A 16476-nucleotide genomic window follows, 5' to 3' on the forward strand; every position below is an offset into this window, starting at 1 on the left:
AGTCTGGCAGTGTGACCGACCGGGCCGACATTCGTCAGACGCCTCGGCGGCCGGTGGAGTTCCTCGGTCCGGTCAGTTCGACCCCTTCGGGTCGTGTGGAGGCTTTCCACCGGCCGCGAGTTCGAACTCGGCCCGGGGATGTTCGAGTGATCCGAGAGAGACGATCTCCCGTTTGAAGAGCCCCGCCAGGGTCCATTCGGCGAGCACACGGGCCTTGCGGTTGAAGGTGGGGACCCTGCTCAGGTGGTAGACGCGGTGCATGAACCAGGCAGGGTAGCCCTTCAGCTTCCGTCCGTAGACCTGCGCGACGCCTTTGTGCAGTCCCAGGGAGGCGACCGAGCCGACGTACTTGTGGGCGTACGTCTGAAGGGGCTCGTCGCGCAGGGAGTGCGCGATGTTGTCGCCGAGGATCTTGGCCTGGCGTACGGCGTGTTGGGCGTTGGGGGCGGTCTCGGTGCCGGGTTCGGAGGCGGTGACGTCGGGGACTGCTGCCGCGTCTCCCGCTGCCCACGCGTGCGTGGCGCCCTCGATCGTCAGCTGGGCGGTGCATTTGAGGCGGCCGTGGTTGTTGAGCGGGAGGTCGGTGGCGGCGAGGACGGGGTGGGGTTTCACACCGGCCGTCCACACGAGCGTGCGGGTCGGGAAGCGCTGGCCGTCGCTGAGGACGGCGACGCGGTCCACGCAGGATTCGAGGCGGGTCTCCAGGAGGACCTGGATGTTGCGGCGGCGCAGCTGGGTGATCGTGTAGGTGCCCATCTCCTCGCCGACCTCCGGGAGGATGCGGTTCGAGGCCTCTACGAGGATCCACTTCAGGTCGTCGGCGTCGACGTTGTGGTAGTAGCGCACGGCGTAGCGGGCCATGTCCTCCAGCTCGCCGAGCGCCTCGACGCCGGCGTAACCGCCTCCTACGAAGACGAAGGTCAGGGCCGCGTCGCGGATCGCGGGGTCGCGGGTGGAGGAGGCGATGTCCATCTGCTCGATGACGTGGTTGCGCAGGCCGATGGCCTCCTCGACGGTCTTGAAGCCGACGCCGTGCTCGGCGAGACCGGGGATGGGCAGGGTGCGCGAGATCGAGCCGGGGGCCAGGACGAGTTCGTCGTACGCCAACTCCTCGGTGCCCGTGCCCTCTTCCTCGGTGGCGAGGGTGCTGAGGGTCGCGGTGCGCTTGCCGTGGTCGATGGCGGTGGCCTCGCCGATGACGATCCGGCATTGGCCGAGGACGCGGCGCAGCGGGACGACGACATGGCGGGGGGAGATCGAACCGGCGGCGGCCTCGGGGAGAAACGGCTGATACGTCATGTAAGGGTCGGGACTGACGACGGTGATCTCGACCTGCCCGCGCTTGATTTCACGTTTCAACTTCTTCTGAAGGCGCAGGGCTGTGTACATCCCGACGTAGCCGCCACCGACAACGAGAATGCGCGCGCGTTCCTTCACCACCCCATGACGCACCCGGCGCTGGAGTTTGTCCACAGCCTCGACAAATTGTGTGACCGGCGACGGAGGCCGCGCGGGGCCGCCGGAATCGCCGGAGTACGGCGCAGGTTCGCAGGTCAGCGGTGGTGATCGGGGTGGTGTTCGGGGGCGCAATCAGGACGTATGTGACCCGTACTCCGATCGGGGGGCGCTCCGTGCGGAACCTGCCCCTTCTGAATTGACCCCCTCTCAACTATGTTCGTGTGTCGACGGGGTGAAGGGGGATGTGCTCAGCGAGTCCGCGAAGAACGGGGCTCGCGGACCGGGCTTGTCTCACGATGCTCCGGCTGCCGATGGCGGGGAGTCTCCGGGGGGAGACGTCATTAACCGGGGGAACGTGTATGCATATTCAGGATTCTCATTGGACATCCGCGTCAGCCGTCGCATCCGGCGGCGCGGTCGGAGCGGCGGGGAACGGACGCGGGGACAGTTCGCGGACGACGCCGTTGCGGGTGGACGCACAGCGCAATCTGGAGCACGTGCTGCGGGCGGCGCGTGAGGTCTTCGGCGAGCTGGGCTACGGCGCGCCGATGGAGGACGTGGCGCGACGCGCGCGGGTCGGTGTCGGCACGGTGTACCGGCGCTTCCCGAGCAAGGACGTCCTGGTGCGCCGGATAGCCGAGGAGGAGACCTCCCGGCTGACCGACCAGGCGCGTTCGGCGCTCGGCCAGGAGGACGAGCCGTGGTCGGCGCTGTCGCGCTTCCTGCGGACGTCGGTGGCCTCGGGCGCTGGGCGGCTGCTGCCGCCGCAGGTGCTGCGGGTGGGCGTCGCCGACGAGGGCGAGGGCGCTCTCCTCGACGAGGCGCGGGTGCCGCAGCAGCGGACGCAGCCGGGTGCGGGTGAACTGCGGCTGGTTCCGGAGGAGTCGGCGGGGTCTCTGGGTTCCGCGGAGTACGACGCCGGAGCGACCGCGCTGCTGGAGGTCGTGGGGCAGCTGGTGGACCGGGCGCGGGCTGCGGGGCAGTTGCGGGCGGACGTTTCGGTGTCGGACGTGCTGCTGGTGATTGCTACGGCGGCGCCCTCGTTGCCGGATGCGGCGCAGCAGGCGGCGGCGTCTGCGCGGTTGCTGGACATCCTGTTGGAGGGGTTGCGGTCGCGGCCGTTGTGAGGGCGGCGGGGTGACTCTTCGGTAGGGGCGGTAGGGCGGGGTGACGTGGCCGTCGGTGGTTTGGCGCTAGGTGCTGGTGCGGGCGTCTTCTGGGGGCTGCGCCCCCAGACCCCCATCGGCCCTGAAGGGGCCTCGTCCTCAAACGCCGGACGGGCTGAGTAATGGCGGCCTGCGTTGAGAGGTAGCCGGAGGGCTGATTTTGCCGGCCTGCGCCGAAAAGGTGCCGGACGGGCTGGATATGCCCGCCGTGTCGGCAGAGTGGCCAGTTCCCCGGTGACTCGAATAGGTGACTGTGGGGCGAGGGTGCCGCGCTGCTCGCGCCCCTCGTGATGCCCGGGAACGTTCCGGGCATTTCAGTCATCGGTGTCAACTCCCGTTCCGGGGGCGACAGTTGAGCCTTCCCCGGAGGGGTGAACGCTAGTACTGCGTTGCGGGAAGTCCCCACGGATGAGTGGAAGGTCTGTCCGACGGGGTCCTGAACAAAAGCCAATATGGCACGCTGACCCGGTGTTCGGGACTGGTTGGACTGGCTTGGCAGGCGGCGGGGGCTTTCCGCGATGAGCGTTGACGGGCGTGACGAGTCACTGGGTGACGGTGACCCGGAGGCCGGTGGGCTGACCTCACCACAGGTGCCGAGTCAGGGCGGGCCGAGTGGTGTCCCGCAGGGTGGCGATCCCGGGGAGGGCAGCGTCCCGCCGCAGCGCGAGGGCAGTGTGCTGCCACCACCGCTGCTGCCGCCGTCGGAGATGCCGGCGGCCGACGCCTCGCTGATCGAGCGGATGCGCGCCGGTGACGACACGGCGTACGAGGAGCTGTACCGGCGCCACGCGGACGCCGTGCGCCGGTATGCGCGGACCTGTTGCCGGGACGGGCACACCGCCGACGATCTCACCGCCGAGGTCTTCGCCCGCATGTTGCAGGCGGTGCGCGGCGGTTCGGGGCCCGAGCACGCCGTACGCGCCTATCTGCTGACCTCCGTCCGGCGCGTCGCCGCGAACTGGACGAAGTCGGCGAAGCGGGAGCAACTCGTCGACGACTTCGCGGTGTTCGCCGCGCAGTCCGCGCGGGTGTCCGAGGTGTCCGACGACGACACGATCGACCTGGGCGCCGACGTGCGGGCCATGCACGTGGCCGAGCAGTCGATGGCGATGCAGGCCTTCCGGTCGCTGCCCGAGCGGTGGCAGGCCGTGCTGTGGCACACCGAGGTCGAGGACGAGTCGCCGAGCGAGGTCGCCACGCTCTTCGGGCTCGACGCCAACGGCACGCGAGTGCTGGCCAGTCGGGCCCGCGAGGGCCTCAAGCAGGCCTATCTCCAAGCCCATGTCAGCGCCACCCTCACCGACGACGAGGAGTGCGCGCGCTACGCCGACCAGCTCGGCACCTACGCCCGCCGCCGGCTGCGCACGCGTGCCGAACGGGGGCTGCGCAAGCACCTGGAGGAGTGTGCCAAGTGCCGGCTGGCCGCGCTGCAGATCGAGGAGGTCGCCAGCGGTATCCCGGCGGTCGTCCCGGTCGCGGTCATCGGCTGGTTCGGCGTCGCCGGGTACGCGAAGGCGGTCGCGCTCATCGCGGGCGGTGCGGGAGCGGGTGCGGCCGGTGCCGCGGGCGCCGCAGCCGCTGCGGGCGGGAGTTCGTCCGGCAGTGCGGGTGCCGGGGGCGCGGCTGCCTCCGAGGGCCTGGGCGCCCCGGTGAAGGCGGGCATCGCGGCCGGTGTGGTCGCCACGGCGGCAGCGGCGGCGATCGCCCTCGCGCTGGCCGGCAGCACCCACACCCCCGCGAAGAAGCCCGAGGCGAAACCGGCGCCCTCGTCCTCGCCCATCGCCAAGCCCGAGTCGACACCTCCGGCGCCCCCGAAGAAGCAACCGGCCCCGGAACCGGCGGTGTTGAAGCCCCAGCCGACACCCACTCCGACCCCGACACCCAAGCCCACACCCCGGGCGAAGCCGACACCGACCCCGAAGTCCACCCCGACTCCGAAGCCGACCCCCAAGCCCACGCCGACCCCCACTCCCACCCCGGCCCCGACGCCCCCACCCGCGCCGACGATCTTCCAGGTCAGCGAACTCTCGTACAACGTCAACGGCGACGGCACCGCGCCGGAGATCCAGCTCGGCGAGAGCAGCTGGGTGTGGCAGCGCTACGGCGTCTCGATCGGCGGCACTCGGTACGCGCACGGGGCCACTGTGCACGGCCGCTCCTCCGTCACGATCGACCTCAACCGCCAGTGCGTCTCCTACGACGCGACGGTCGGCGTCGACGACATGATGCTGGGCATCGGCAAGGTGTACTTCTCGGTGTACGCCGACGGGGTGCGGCTGTGGCAGTCCGGGGAGATCGACGGCGGGGATCCCGCGGTGCCGGTGCATGTGAACATCGCCGGGCGCAAGACCGTACGGCTCGTGGTCGAACCGCGCAGTTCCTTCGACAACCTGGCGCTGGCGGACTGGGCGGAGTCCAAGTTCACCTGCCAGTAGGAGGTCACGGCGGGGCGGGCAGCTCCGCCAGGACCTCGTCCATGGTGAGAGTCTCGCCGCGGGCGCGTTCGGCGGCGTAGTGCTCGGCGCGCAGGTCGGTGCGGGCGACGGCCTCGGTGTGCTCGACGCGGGCGCGCTCCGGCATGAGGCGCGGGTGGCCGCCGCGCCAGTGGTCGCCCGCACCCAACAGCCGTACCGCGCGCGGGAGTTCGCCGAGGTCGGCGGAGAGCAGGGCCGTCTGGTCCACCAGCATCGCGATCACCGCGTCGGCGCAGCGCTGTTCGACGGCCTCGCGCAGGGTGGCGGTCATCAGCTGAAGACCGCGCTCCGGGCCGGACTCGGCGGCGGTGACCAGGGCGGCGACCGCGTTCAGGCCGGCCTTGAACTGCGGTGGGGGCGTGCCCTTCTGGCTCTCCGTCGTGGCCAGGTCGCTCAACTCCCGTGCGCGGGCGACGTCTCCGTCCTCCAGGGCGATGTGCGCGCGCAGCATCAGGACGAAGGTGCGGGCGTCCGCCACGCCGTGCCGGTCGGACTCCGCGGTCGCCCGGTCCAGGCCCGCCAGCGCGCTGTCGCGGTCTCCCGCGCGGAAGGCGAGTTCGGCGAGGCGGGCGATGAGGAACGGGGTCTCGGTGTTGGCGCCGACCTCGTAGGCGAGCGCCAGCGCCTCCTCGTACTCCGTCCTCGCCTCCTCGAAGCGGCCTCGGACCATGGCGGCCTCGCCGACCGCGCTGGACACCTGGGCGCGCACCCAGCGGTCGCCGACGCGTCGGCAGAGCACCTTCAGCGCCTTCAGGTCCTCGTCGATGCCCGCCATGCCGCCCGGTGAGTCGACGAGGAGGTGGGTGCGGAACATCAGCATCACGGCGTTCTCCCAGTCGCCGCCGTGGGCACGGGCGTTGACGACCGCCGCCTCCATGGCGGGCCGGATGTCCATCGACTCGGTGAGGAAGTAGGCGGTGAGCGGCCAGATGAGCCCCGGCATACGGGCCGACTGCGGGCCGCCGGCGGAGAAGTACCCCTGGATCAGCCGCATGTACTCCCACATGCACTCGTCCCGCAGGCCGTCCTCCGTCCGGCCCAGGAGCTCGGACTCGGCCCTGAGGAAGAGGTTCAGCAGCCGGAGGTCCATCCGTTGCGTGTGCAGGGGGTGCCGGGCGTCCGCCTCCGGGTCGGCGACGTAGGCCTCGTACGGGTCCTGCGCGGAACCCTCCGGTGTGGTCAGGGCGAGGACGCGGATGACCCATTCGGCGCCCTCGGTGCGGTAGTTGCGCAGCCACCAGAACCAGCCGACGGCGAGGACCAGGGCGCCCGCCTCCGCCTCGTCGCGTGCGGCGACGGAGCGGACGAGGGCCGCCCTGATGTTGTCGAGCTCGGTCTCCAGGCGGGCGATCCACGGGAGTTGGTCGCCGGAGCGGAGGAGCGGCTCGGCCTCCTCTACGAGGGCGCGGACCCACGCGCGGTGCCTGCGCTCGGCGGCGGTGCGCAGGTCGGGGGTCTCGGCGGCGCGCTCCACGGCGTACTCGTGGATGGTCTCCAGCATGCGGTAGCGCATGCCGCCGTCCGTGTCCCCCGGGGTGGCCACGATCAGGGACTTGTCGACCAGGGAGCCGATGAGGTGGGCCGCGGGGCCGGTGCACACGGCCTCGGCCGCCGCGAGGTCCCAGCCGCCGGCGAACACGGAGACCTCGCGCAGCACCGTCCGCTCGGGCTCGTCGAGCAGGTCCCAGGACCAGTCGACGACGGCCCTCAGGGTCTGCTGGCGGGGCAGGACCGTGCGGCTGCCGGAGGTGAGGAGGCGGAAGCGGTCGTCGAGGCGGTCGGCGATCTGGCGCGGGGTGAGCAACCGGAGCCGGGCGGCGGCCAGTTCGATGGCCAGGGGCAGGCCGTCGAGGCGGCGGCAGATCTCCGCGACCGCCTCGGTGTCCTGGAGCACGGCCCTCGCGTCGGGGCGGACGGCGGCGGCGCGCTCGGTGAAGAGGCGGTGCGCCTGGTCGGGGACGAGGGGTTCGACCGGGCGCACGGACTCGCCGGGGACGCCCAGGGGTTCACGGCTGGTGGCGAGGATCGTGAGCCCCGGGCAGCGGGTCAGGAGCGTTTCGGCGAGGTCGGCCACCGCGCCGATGACATGTTCGCAGTTGTCAAGGATCAGGAGTCGGCCGCGCGAGGCGCAGTACTCCACCAGCAGGGCGACCGGGTCGTCCTGCGTGGTCATCGACTCGGTGGTCAGCAGGGCGGTCTCGCGCAGACCGAGGGCACTGACCACCGCGCCCGGCACCGCCTCCGGCCGGTCGAGCCGGGCCAGCTCGACGAGCCACGCCTGCGGGAGCCCGGCGGCGGCTTCCTCGGCGAGACGGGTCTTTCCGGAGCCGCCCGGTCCGGTGAGCGTGACCAGGCGGGCCCTGTGCACTTCGGAACGGATGGCGGCGATCTCGGGTTCCCGGCCCACGAAAGAGGTAAGCCGCGGACGCAGGTTGCCGTTGCGTTCGGGCGGCCCCGGTGCCGGGGGCGTCGTACTCGCGGGCGCCGCAGACGTGAGCAACTCCCCGTGCAGCGCGCGGAGTTCGGGCCCCGGGTCGGTGCCGAGCCCCTCGGCGAGCGCACGCCGGGCCGCCTCGTACGCGGCGAGCGCGTCGGCCCCGCGGCCACAGGCGCGCAGGGCCCGGATGAGGAGGGCGTGCAGCGGTTCGTCGTAGGGATGCGCCGCCGTCAGTTCCCTCAGTTCCGGTACGACGTCGGCGGCGCGGCCGAGCAGCAGGTCGGCCTCGGCCCGTGCGCGGGTGGCCTCCTGGCGCAGCGCGTCGGGGCGGGCGGCGGCGGACCGGTCCGGGAGGTCGGCGAGCGCGGGCCCGCGCCACAGGGCGAGCGCCTCGGCGAGGTCGCGGGCGGCGGTGGTCGCGTCGCCCCGGTCGAGGGCGGCCGTACCCCTGCGGGTGAGGTGTTCGAAGACGAACAGGTCCACGTCGTCCCGGGTCGCCGCGAGGCGGTAGCCGCCGGGGTCGGAGGCGATCGCGTCCTTGCCGAGGGTGCGGCGGAGGCGGCCGACCAGGGCCTGGAGGGCGGCCGGGGCGTCCTGGGGAGGCTCGTCCGCCCACACCTCGTCGATCAGGGTGCCGACGGGGATGATCCGGCCCGGGTGCAGGGCGAGAGCGGCGAGCAGGGCGCGCAGCCGCGCACCGCCGAGGGATACGCCGGTGCCCTGTTCGTCCTCCGCCCGGGTGCTGCCCAGGATTCTGTACCGCACCGGGCCATTGTCGCCGGGCGGGCGGGGCGGGGGCACGGGGTTTCGCGGCGGGGCGTGCGGTTGGGGTGGTTTGGGGTGGTGTGCTGGTCGGGGCGGTTCGGGGTGCGGGGATCCTTAACCGGCGGACTGGTTGTGGGTCGTCCGCGGCTGCGTCCGGCTGGTCGCGTCCACGCGGCGGAGCCGCATGTCGGTACAGCCCCGTGTCCCTTCGGGGCGCTCTCGCTGCCCGGAGTGCGTGCGCCTGCGGACGACTGAAGCCCTCGGAACCCCGGACTCAACGGGCCCCGCTCACACCACCGCCGCTCACCCGCCGGAGGCCAGCGCCCCCCGCTGCGGTCGAATCCCCTCCGGCACGGCACGCGCGCGTGCGGGCGTTCCCGTCCAGCAGGTGCCCCGGCGGGCCAGCAGCCGCCCCAGCCACAGTTCCAGCGAGACCAGGTCCGCGAGGCCGTCCAGCGGCAGCGGTTCGCCCTGGGCCGCCGCGCGCAGCGCCTTGCGGACGACGCGCGCTTCCACCAGACCCGCCTGCGCGAGCAGCGGCGTGGCGAAGAGGTCCATCAGGGGGTCCGCGGCGATCCGGAGGCCCTTGCGGGCGGCGGCCGCCGCCGAGGCGTGGGAGGGGGCGCCCCAGCCGGGCGGGAGGTCGCCGACGCCGGCGCCCTCCAGGACCGTGCGCAGGATCGCCGCGCGGGCGCCCGGCTGGACCCGTAGCGCCTCGGGGAGGGAACGGCAGGCGCGGACCACCTGGTTGTCGAGGAAGGGGGTGTGCAGGCGCTGGGAGCGGATCTCGGCGGCCTGTTCCAGGACGCGGAGGTCGGAGGCGTGCCGGGCAAGAGCCGCACGCGCGCGGAAGTCGCCGGGGCGCTGGCCCGGGCCGCTGCCCTGACGGCTGGGCGCGCTCTGCAGGCGAACCGATACTTCAGCCAGGGCCTCACCGGTCAGCCAGCGTGCGGCGGGCCCCGGTCTGGCCCAGGTGAGCGCGGCGAGGGAGGCACCGACGGCGCCCCCGGGCTCGTCGAAGCGCTGGTTCATCAACCGGTCGGCGAGGACTTCGAGTCCCGCGCCGTAGGGCGTGCGAGCGAGGCGGCGGGCCGCGCCGTAGACGCGCCCCGGGACCATCACCGAACCGTCCGCCTTCGCCAACGCGGCCACCGGGCGCACCAGATGACGGCGTTTGCGGTCCATCAGGAGGTCGGCGAGGCGGGCCGGGTGCGCGTCCAGGACCTGGCGGGCGCCGTAGCCGGTGAAGTGGTCGGCGCTGCCCGCGGCGAGCCGGGCGCGGTGGCGGGCGGCGACGATCAGGGAGGGGCCGGGTTCGTCGGTGAGGGGGCCGTCGAGTTCGGCGTACGGCAGGACGTCCTCGGCGCCGGTCACCACCACGTGGTGCAGGCGGGGGTTGGCCGCGAGGGTGCCCGCGCGCTCCACCTCGGACTCGCGGCCGGGGACGGCGAGATCGTTGAACGTGACGGCGAGGAGCCGCTCGCCCGCGCCGGTGCCGTGCCCGAGGACCGTGCCCGGCGCCCCCGGCAGCCCGGCGGCGAGCAGGGCCAGCGTCCCGGAGGCGGGCCCCCCGGAGAGGTCGGCCCCGATCCCGGGGACGGGCATCCCGCGCGCGGCACGCCGTTCGGCGGGACCCATGCCGGGGACGGGCCCCGGGTCTATGTCGGGGACGTGCCGGGGTGCGGAGAGCCGGGCGCGCACGGCGTCGACGAGCGCGTCCCGTACGGCGTCCACCGCGCTGTCCGGGTCGACGGCCGCCGCGGCGACGGCGAGGGAGGCGACCGGCTCGTACCCGGCGATCTCGCGCGCCCCGGCGCGCAGCACCAGCGCATGCCCCGGCGGAATGCGCCGCACCCCGTCGTACGGCGTCGAGTCGTGCAGCGCGGCGGGGACGTCCGGGGCGGCGAGCAGCGCGGCGAGGTGACCGAAGTCGAGGTTGGCCTCGATGAGGTCGGCGAGCGGGAGCGCGGCCGTGGAGTACGCCGTACCGCCGGCCCAGGGGGTGTAGAACACCGGCTTGGCGCCCGCGAGATCACCGCAGACCATGGTGCGGCGGTTGACCTTGACGACCGCCGTGTAGCTGCCGGACCAGGCCGTCAGATGCCGAAGTGCCCCTCCGCGCGCGGAGAACAGGCTGAGGCGCAGCTCCTCGTCGGTGGCGCCGCACGTACCGAGGACCGCGATACGGGTCTCCGCGTCGACCTTCACGACCCGTACTTCGTCGGGCCGCCAGTCGCCGACCGCCCACAGCGGATCCGGGTCGCCCCACAGGAGTTGGGACCCGACCGGGTGCACCGTCTCACCGTCGAGCCCGGTGGCCCCCGCGGAACCGATCGCGGCGGCTCCAGCGGCGGTACTGCTCCATCCCACCAACCACCGCATCGACGCCTCCACAGGCTGTGGACAACCAGTGCACCGCACGAACTGGGCACCATGCTGCCATGAAGGACGCCTTCCGGAGGGCCGGAGAAGCCGCTTGAGATCGCGTGAAGACGCCCTGGACGAGGGACAACCGGACAAGGGAGACCCTACGTCCACGACGCGAATGCGCCCCCGATACGCTCCCCCAAAACACCTAACGCGCCCTCAACTCCCATGGTAGGAGCGGTATTCGGCACCGGGAGGCAGGGGCGGTTTTCGGCCAAATCGGCGTTACAGGGACAGGCTCGCGCACGCTCCGTACATGCCGTGCGCACCGCTTCGCACCGCGCACAGTCCGGGAGGCGGAGTACGCCTCCCGGACCGGTCCGCCGCCCGCGGGGATGTAGGCGGCGGTGTCCCCCAGCCCACTGGATCCAGTACAGCGGGCCGACCCACGCACGATCCATGGAACCGCTCCCGTGATGGCCGGAGAAGAGCGCACACACGGGCGCACGGCCACACGACGGGGGCACGTCGCAACCCTGCGTGCAAACCCCGCACTCGCGTACGGACCACAATCCCGCCAACCGGAACAATGCCCCTTAACGCTTGGGATGCGGCGAACTACGCTGGGTTTACGAATGCCGGGTGGTTATGCCAGCGCGGCAGCCGTCTGTGTCGAGGGGTGGCGCATGTCCAGGGAGCAACGCGGGCCGAACGAAAAACTCGGCACCGTTCTCGCCCTCGCGGGAATCAGCAACGCAGGACTCGCGCGTCGCGTCAACGATCTTGGCGCTCAACGCGGGTTGACACTTCGCTACGACAAGACGTCGGTGGCGCGCTGGGTGTCGAAGGGAATGGTGCCCCAGGGCGCCGCCCCGCACCTCATCGCGGCCGCCATCGGCCAGAAGCTCGGCCGCCCGGTGCCGCTCCACGAGATCGGCCTGGCGGACGCGGATCCCGCACCGGAAGTGGGCCTCGCCTTTCCCCGGGACGTCGGCCAAGCCGTGCGTTCCGCAACGGAGTTGTACCGGCTCGACCTCGCCGGCCGCCGGGCCGGCTCCGGCGGCATCTGGCAGTCCCTCGCCGGGTCGTTCGCAGTCAGCGCATACGCAACGCCCGCCTCACGGTGGCTGATAACCCCGGCCGACAGTTCGGTGGCGCGCGAGGCGAACTCCGCGGAGAGCTCCGGGACACCGCTCAAAGTCGGCCACAGCGATGTGCAGAAACTGCGGGAGGCCGCGGAGGACGCCAGGCGCTGGGACTCCAAGTACGGGGGCGGCGACTGGCGTTCGTCGATGGTGCCGGAGTGTCTGCGGGTGGAGGCGGCACCGCTGCTGCTCGGCTCGTACTCCGACGAGGTCGGCAGAGCCCTGTTCGGCGCGAGTGCCGAACTCACCCGCCTCGCCGGGTGGATGGCCTTCGACACCGGCCAACAGGAGGCGGCGCAGCGGTACTACATCCAGGCGCTGCGTCTTGCCCGCGCGGCGGCGGACGTCCCCCTGGGGGGCTATGTGCTGGCGTCGATGTCGTTGCAGGCGACCTATCGCGGCTTCGGCGACGAGGGCGTCGATCTCGCGCAGGCCGCGCTGGAGCGCAACCGGGGCCTCGCGACCGCCCGCACCATGAGCTTCTTCCGGCTCGTCGAGGCACGCTCCCACGCGAAGGCGGGGGACGCCCAGGCGGCCGGCGCTGCCCTGAAGGCGGCGGAGGGGTGGCTTGAGCGGTCCCGGGAGGGCGACAACGATCCGTCCTGGCTCGGCTTCTACGGCTACGACCGCTTCGCCGCCGACGCGGCCGAGTGCTACCGGGACTTGAAGGCGCCGCGTCAGGTCCGTCGGTTCACGGAGCAGGCGTTGTCGAAGCCGACGGAGGAGTTCGTGCGGTCGCACGGTCTCCGGCTCGTTGTCTCGGCGGTCGCCGAGCTGGAGTCGGGGAACCTTGACGCGGCGTGTGAGCAAGGGGTTCGGGCGGTGGAGGTCGCCGGGCGTATCTCGTCGGCGCGTACGACGGAGTACGTGAAGGATCTTCTGCACCGGCTGGAGCCGTACGGGGACGAGCCGCGGGTTGTCGAGCTGCGGGAGCGGGCCCGGCCGTTGTTGATGGCGCCCGCCTGAGCGTCTGCGGGGTGTGGCCGGTGCGCGAGTGCCGGTTCGTCATGGCTTGTCGCGCCCACACGGCGGAGCCGCATGTCGACACAGCCCCGCGCCCCTTGGGCGCGGGTATCCCTCCCGGGGTTTGAAGGCATTGTCAGTGGTGCAGTGCACTATCGAAGCCGGGAGGTGGTGCACGTGCGGGCTGGGGTCGGGTACGACTGTGACGTGCTCGTGGTCGGTGGCGGGATTGTCGGGCTGTCCACGGCGTATGCGATCAGCCGTGCCGCGCCGGGCACCCGCGTCACCGTTCTGGAGAAGGAAGCCGGGCCCGCCCGGCACCAGACAGGCCGCAACAGCGGAGTCATCCACAGCGGGATCTACTACCGGCCCGGGTCGCTGAAGGCGCGGTACGCCGTGCGCGGGGCTGCCGAGATGGTCAAGTTCTGTGCGGAGTACGGGGTTTCGCATGCCGTCACCGGGAAGCTGATCGTCGCCACGGAGCGCGCCGAGCTGCCCCGCCTGCACGCGCTCGTGCAGCGCGGCCGGGAGAACGGCATCGCGGTCCGGGAGTTGGGCGCCGCCCAGATCGCCGAGTACGAACCGGAGGTGCGCGGCCTCGCGGCCATACACGTCGGGACGACCGGCATCTGCGACTACACCGAGGTCGCCGACCACCTCGCCGAGGCCTCCGGCGCGGAGATCCGCTACGGCGCGCGGGTCGCCCACATCGACCGGCGCCCGGAGCGCGGGGTCGCCGTCCGCACGGTGACCGCGGCCGGCGGTGACGTGGTCCGCGCGCGCGTGCTGGTGAACTGCGCCGGCCTGCACTGCGACGAGGTGGCCCGCCTCACCGGCGACGACCCGGAGATGCGCATCGTCCCGTTCCGCGGCGAGTACTACACCCTCACCCGCCCCGAACTGGTCCGGGGCCTGGTCTACCCGGTCCCCGACCCGGCGTTCCCGTTCCTCGGCGTCCACCTCACACGCGGGATCGACGGCAGCGTGCACCTCGGCCCGAACGCGGTACCGGCCCTGGCCCGCGAGGGCTACGACTGGGGCGTCGTCAGCCCCCGGGAGATCGCGACGACGGCGACCTGGCCCGGCACCTGGCACATGGCCCGACAGCACTGGCGCTACGGGGCGGGGGAGCTACGCCGGTCCATCTCCAAGACCGCGTTCACCGGGGCCGTACAACGCCTCCTCCCGGCGGTGACCCCGGACGACCTGGTCCCGTCACCGGCCGGGGTCCGCGCCCAGGCAGTCCTCCGCGACGGCACCCTCGTGGACGACTTCCTGATCAAGGAGGGGCCGCGGACGGTCCACGTCCTCAACGCCCCGAGCCCAGCGGCAACAGCCTCCCTACCGATCGGCAGAGAGGTAGCCCGACGCGCGCTGGCTGTCCTGCGCCGGGAACTACAACCCCGCTGAGGGGCGCGGGGCCGTGACATGTGCGGCTCCGCCGCGGGCGCGACCAGCCACAACGCACCCGCACTCGCAGGACCACGCAAGCCAGGCAGACCCCTGGGCGCACGCCCCGTAAAATCACCGCATTGTGTCTGACTCCCCCAACACCCCCGCCGCCCCCAACGAGCCCGCACACCGCACCCGGGCCAAGGGCGAACCCCGTTTCCCCGACGGGCCGACGCCCGACCCCGCCGGCTCCCACTTCGAGCGGCGCATCCGGAGTTTCCAGCCCCGCAGGAGCCGGGTGACGGCCGGGCAGGCCGACGCGCTGGAACGCCTGTGGCCCAAGTGGGGCCTGGACATCGACGGCCAACGGACCCTCGATCTCGCCGAGCTGTTCGGGAACGACAACCCGGTCGTGCTGGAGATCGGCTTCGGCATGGGTGAGGCCACCGCGCAGATGGCCGCCGAAGCCCCCGCGACGAACATCCTCGCCGCCGACGTGCACACCCCGGGCCAGGGCAACCTCCTGGGCCTCGCCGACCACCACGGCCTGTCCAACATCCGGGTCGCCAACGGGGACGCGATCATCCTGCTGCGCGAGATGCTCGCCCCCGACTCGCTCGACGGGCTGCGCGTCTACTTCCCGGACCCCTGGCCGAAGACGCGGCACCACAAACGGCGCCTGATCCAGCCGGAGTTCCTCACCTTCGCCGCGACCCGGCTCAAGCCCGGGGCGACCGTGCACTGCGCGACCGACTGGGAGCCGTACGCGGAGCAGATGCTCGAAGTGCTCGACGCGCACCCGAACTTCGAGAACAGCCAACCTGACGGCGGTTTTGCGCCCCGTCCGGAGTTCCGGCCGCTGACCCGTTTCGAGGGCCAGGGACTGGACAAGGGACATGTCGTGAACGATCTGCTCTTCCGTCGCGTACCCCACGAGGACCAGCGCTGACGCCAGGCTCCATCGCGGGCCGTGCCCTTACCTCGTTAGGGTCGATGCCGTGGCCACGTTTCCGCCGTACCCCCCGCACCCCGGCCACCCCGCCGGTGGTGTGCCCGGGCACGGGCCGCGGGTGCGCTGGTGGCAGCGGAACTGGGTCCGTCACGGCGCGCTGATCGCCCTGCTGACGCTCTCCGGGCTGGTCATCCTCGCGCTGGTCCGCCAACAGACCGGTACGGAAGGCTTCTTGGTCGGCCTCGGGCTCGCCGTACTGCCCGTACCCCTCCTCCTCGCCGCCTTCCGCTGGCTGGACCGCGTCGACCCCGGGCCCTGGCGGAACCTGCTCTTCTCCTTCGCGTGGGGCGCCTGCGCCGCGGCCCTCATAGCGATCGTCGCCAACAGCTTCGCGACGAGATGGATAGCGACCACGACCGCCGACCCGACCAGCGCGGACACCCTCGGCGCCACCGTCATAGCCCCGATCGTCGAGGAGTCGGCGAAGGCGGCGGCCGTACTCCTCGTCTTCCTCTTCCGCAGACGGGACTTCACCGGGATCGTCGACGGGGTGGTGATAGCCGGGGTCACCGCCACCGGCTTCGCGTTCACCGAGAACATCCTCTACCTCGGCACCGCCTTCGGCACCGACCAGCTCACCGGCGACCGCGGCTTCACCTCCGTCACCGCGGCGACCTTCTTCGTGCGCATCGTCATGTCCCCCTTCGCGCACCCCCTGTTCACCGTCCTCACCGGCATCGGCTTCGGCATCGCCGCGCTCTCCCCCGACCGCCACCACATCCGCCGCGTCCTGGTCCCCCTGACCGGCCTGCTCCTCGCGATGGGCATGCACGCGATCTGGAACGGCTCCTCCACCTTCGGCCAGTACGGCTTCTTCGAGGTCTACGGCGTCTTCATGGTCCCCATGTTCGGCCTGCTGACCTGGCTCGCGGTCTGGACCCGGCAACGCGAACTGCGCACCGTGCGCGAGGAGTTGCCCGCCTACGTCTACGCGGGCTGGCTGACCCCGGCCGAACCGTTCGTGCTCGGCTCGATGAAGGCCCGCCGCCTGGCCCGCGAGTACGCCCGCCACCGCCTCGGCAGGCAGGCGGCCCGCTCGGTCGCCCGGTACGAGGCCCACGCGACCTCCCTGGCGTTCCTGCGGCACCGGGCCGCGCGGGGCCGCGCCGGCGCCGACTTCGTCGTACGGGAAAGGGAGTTGTTGCACGAGCTGTGGCTGCGCCGGGAGGTGGCGCGGCCCGCGCTGGACTACGCGGCGCGGCGGACGGCGCCGCCGGTGCCGGTGGTGGTGCCGCCGTGGCCGCCGGTGTACGGGTCGTACGGGACTCCCCTGTACAACCCGTACCGGTCCTGACGG

General features: G+C 72.4%; 9 protein-coding genes. 6 read left to right on the plus strand and 3 right to left on the minus strand.

What is annotated here, in order from left to right:
• Positions 1–72: 72 nt before the first annotated feature.
• Positions 73–1440 carry an NAD(P)/FAD-dependent oxidoreductase gene (locus tag OG496_RS27365; RefSeq protein ID WP_405976716.1) on the minus strand — a complete coding sequence of 456 codons (1368 nt, stop codon included), beginning with the start codon at positions 1438–1440 and terminating at the stop codon, positions 73–75.
• 377 nt (positions 1441–1817) lie between these two features.
• On the opposite strand from OG496_RS27365, the gene OG496_RS27370 reads away from it, so the two are divergent.
• Together OG496_RS27370 and OG496_RS27375 are read left to right on the plus strand one after the other, a co-directional pair.
• A complete protein-coding gene (locus OG496_RS27370) occupies positions 1818–2585 on the plus strand; it encodes a helix-turn-helix domain-containing protein (protein ID WP_366499178.1) in 768 nt (255 codons plus the stop codon).
• Between the two features lie 557 nt (positions 2586–3142).
• Positions 3143–5059, plus strand: coding sequence for a sigma-70 family RNA polymerase sigma factor (locus OG496_RS27375; protein ID WP_405972759.1), 1917 nt, complete (start codon positions 3143–3145; stop codon positions 5057–5059).
• Positions 5060–5063: 4 nt separating this feature from the next.
• Here the strand turns inward: OG496_RS27375 and OG496_RS27380 are convergent, their stop codons facing one another.
• Both OG496_RS27380 and OG496_RS27385 read right to left on the minus strand, forming a co-directional pair.
• Positions 5064–8300, minus strand: a complete 3237-nt coding sequence (locus OG496_RS27380; RefSeq protein ID WP_405972760.1) for a BTAD domain-containing putative transcriptional regulator — start codon at positions 8298–8300, stop codon at positions 5064–5066.
• 303 nt (positions 8301–8603) lie between these two features.
• Positions 8604–10682 carry an asparagine synthase-related protein gene (locus OG496_RS27385; RefSeq protein WP_366499181.1) on the minus strand — a complete coding sequence of 693 codons (2079 nt, stop codon included), beginning with the start codon at positions 10680–10682 and terminating at the stop codon, positions 8604–8606.
• 671 nt (positions 10683–11353) lie between these two features.
• On the opposite strand from OG496_RS27385, the gene OG496_RS27390 reads away from it, so the two are divergent.
• The 4 genes from OG496_RS27390 (at position 11354) to OG496_RS27405 (ending at position 16473) form a co-directional block, all read left to right on the plus strand.
• Positions 11354–12778 (plus strand): hypothetical protein, encoded by a 1425-nt coding sequence (locus OG496_RS27390; protein WP_026151123.1) that lies wholly within the window; start codon positions 11354–11356, stop codon positions 12776–12778.
• A 144-nt stretch (positions 12779–12922) separates the two neighbouring features.
• A complete protein-coding gene (gene lhgO / locus OG496_RS27395; RefSeq protein ID WP_405972761.1) occupies positions 12923–14185 on the plus strand; it encodes an L-2-hydroxyglutarate oxidase in 1263 nt (420 codons plus the stop codon).
• A 124-nt stretch (positions 14186–14309) separates the two neighbouring features.
• Positions 14310–15116: a tRNA (guanosine(46)-N7)-methyltransferase TrmB gene (gene trmB, locus OG496_RS27400; RefSeq protein ID WP_405972762.1), complete on the plus strand. Its 807-nt coding sequence runs from the start codon at positions 14310–14312 to the stop codon at positions 15114–15116.
• Between the two features lie 49 nt (positions 15117–15165).
• Entirely contained in the window at positions 15166–16473 is a 1308-nt protein-coding gene (locus tag OG496_RS27405; RefSeq protein ID WP_405972763.1) for a PrsW family glutamic-type intramembrane protease, read from the plus strand.
• Positions 16474–16476 lie beyond the last annotated feature (3 nt).

The sequence above is a fragment of the Streptomyces sp. NBC_00988 genome, from assembly GCF_045162645.1.
Classification (GTDB): Bacteria; Actinomycetota; Actinomycetes; order Streptomycetales; family Streptomycetaceae; genus Streptomyces.

Excerpts from the sequence above, each read along its gene's own strand:
- OG496_RS27385 (WP_366499181.1), bottom strand. The coding sequence starts at position 10,682 with ATGCGGTGGTTGGTGGGATGGAGCAGTACCGCCGCTGGAGCCGCCGCG.
- OG496_RS27375 (WP_405972759.1), top strand. The coding sequence starts at position 3,143 with ATGAGCGTTGACGGGCGTGACGAGTCACTGGGTGACGGTGACCCGGAG.
- OG496_RS27390 (WP_026151123.1), top strand. The coding sequence starts at position 11,354 with ATGTCCAGGGAGCAACGCGGGCCGAACGAAAAACTCGGCACCGTTCTC.
- OG496_RS27370 (WP_366499178.1), top strand. The coding sequence starts at position 1,818 with ATGCATATTCAGGATTCTCATTGGACATCCGCGTCAGCCGTCGCATCC.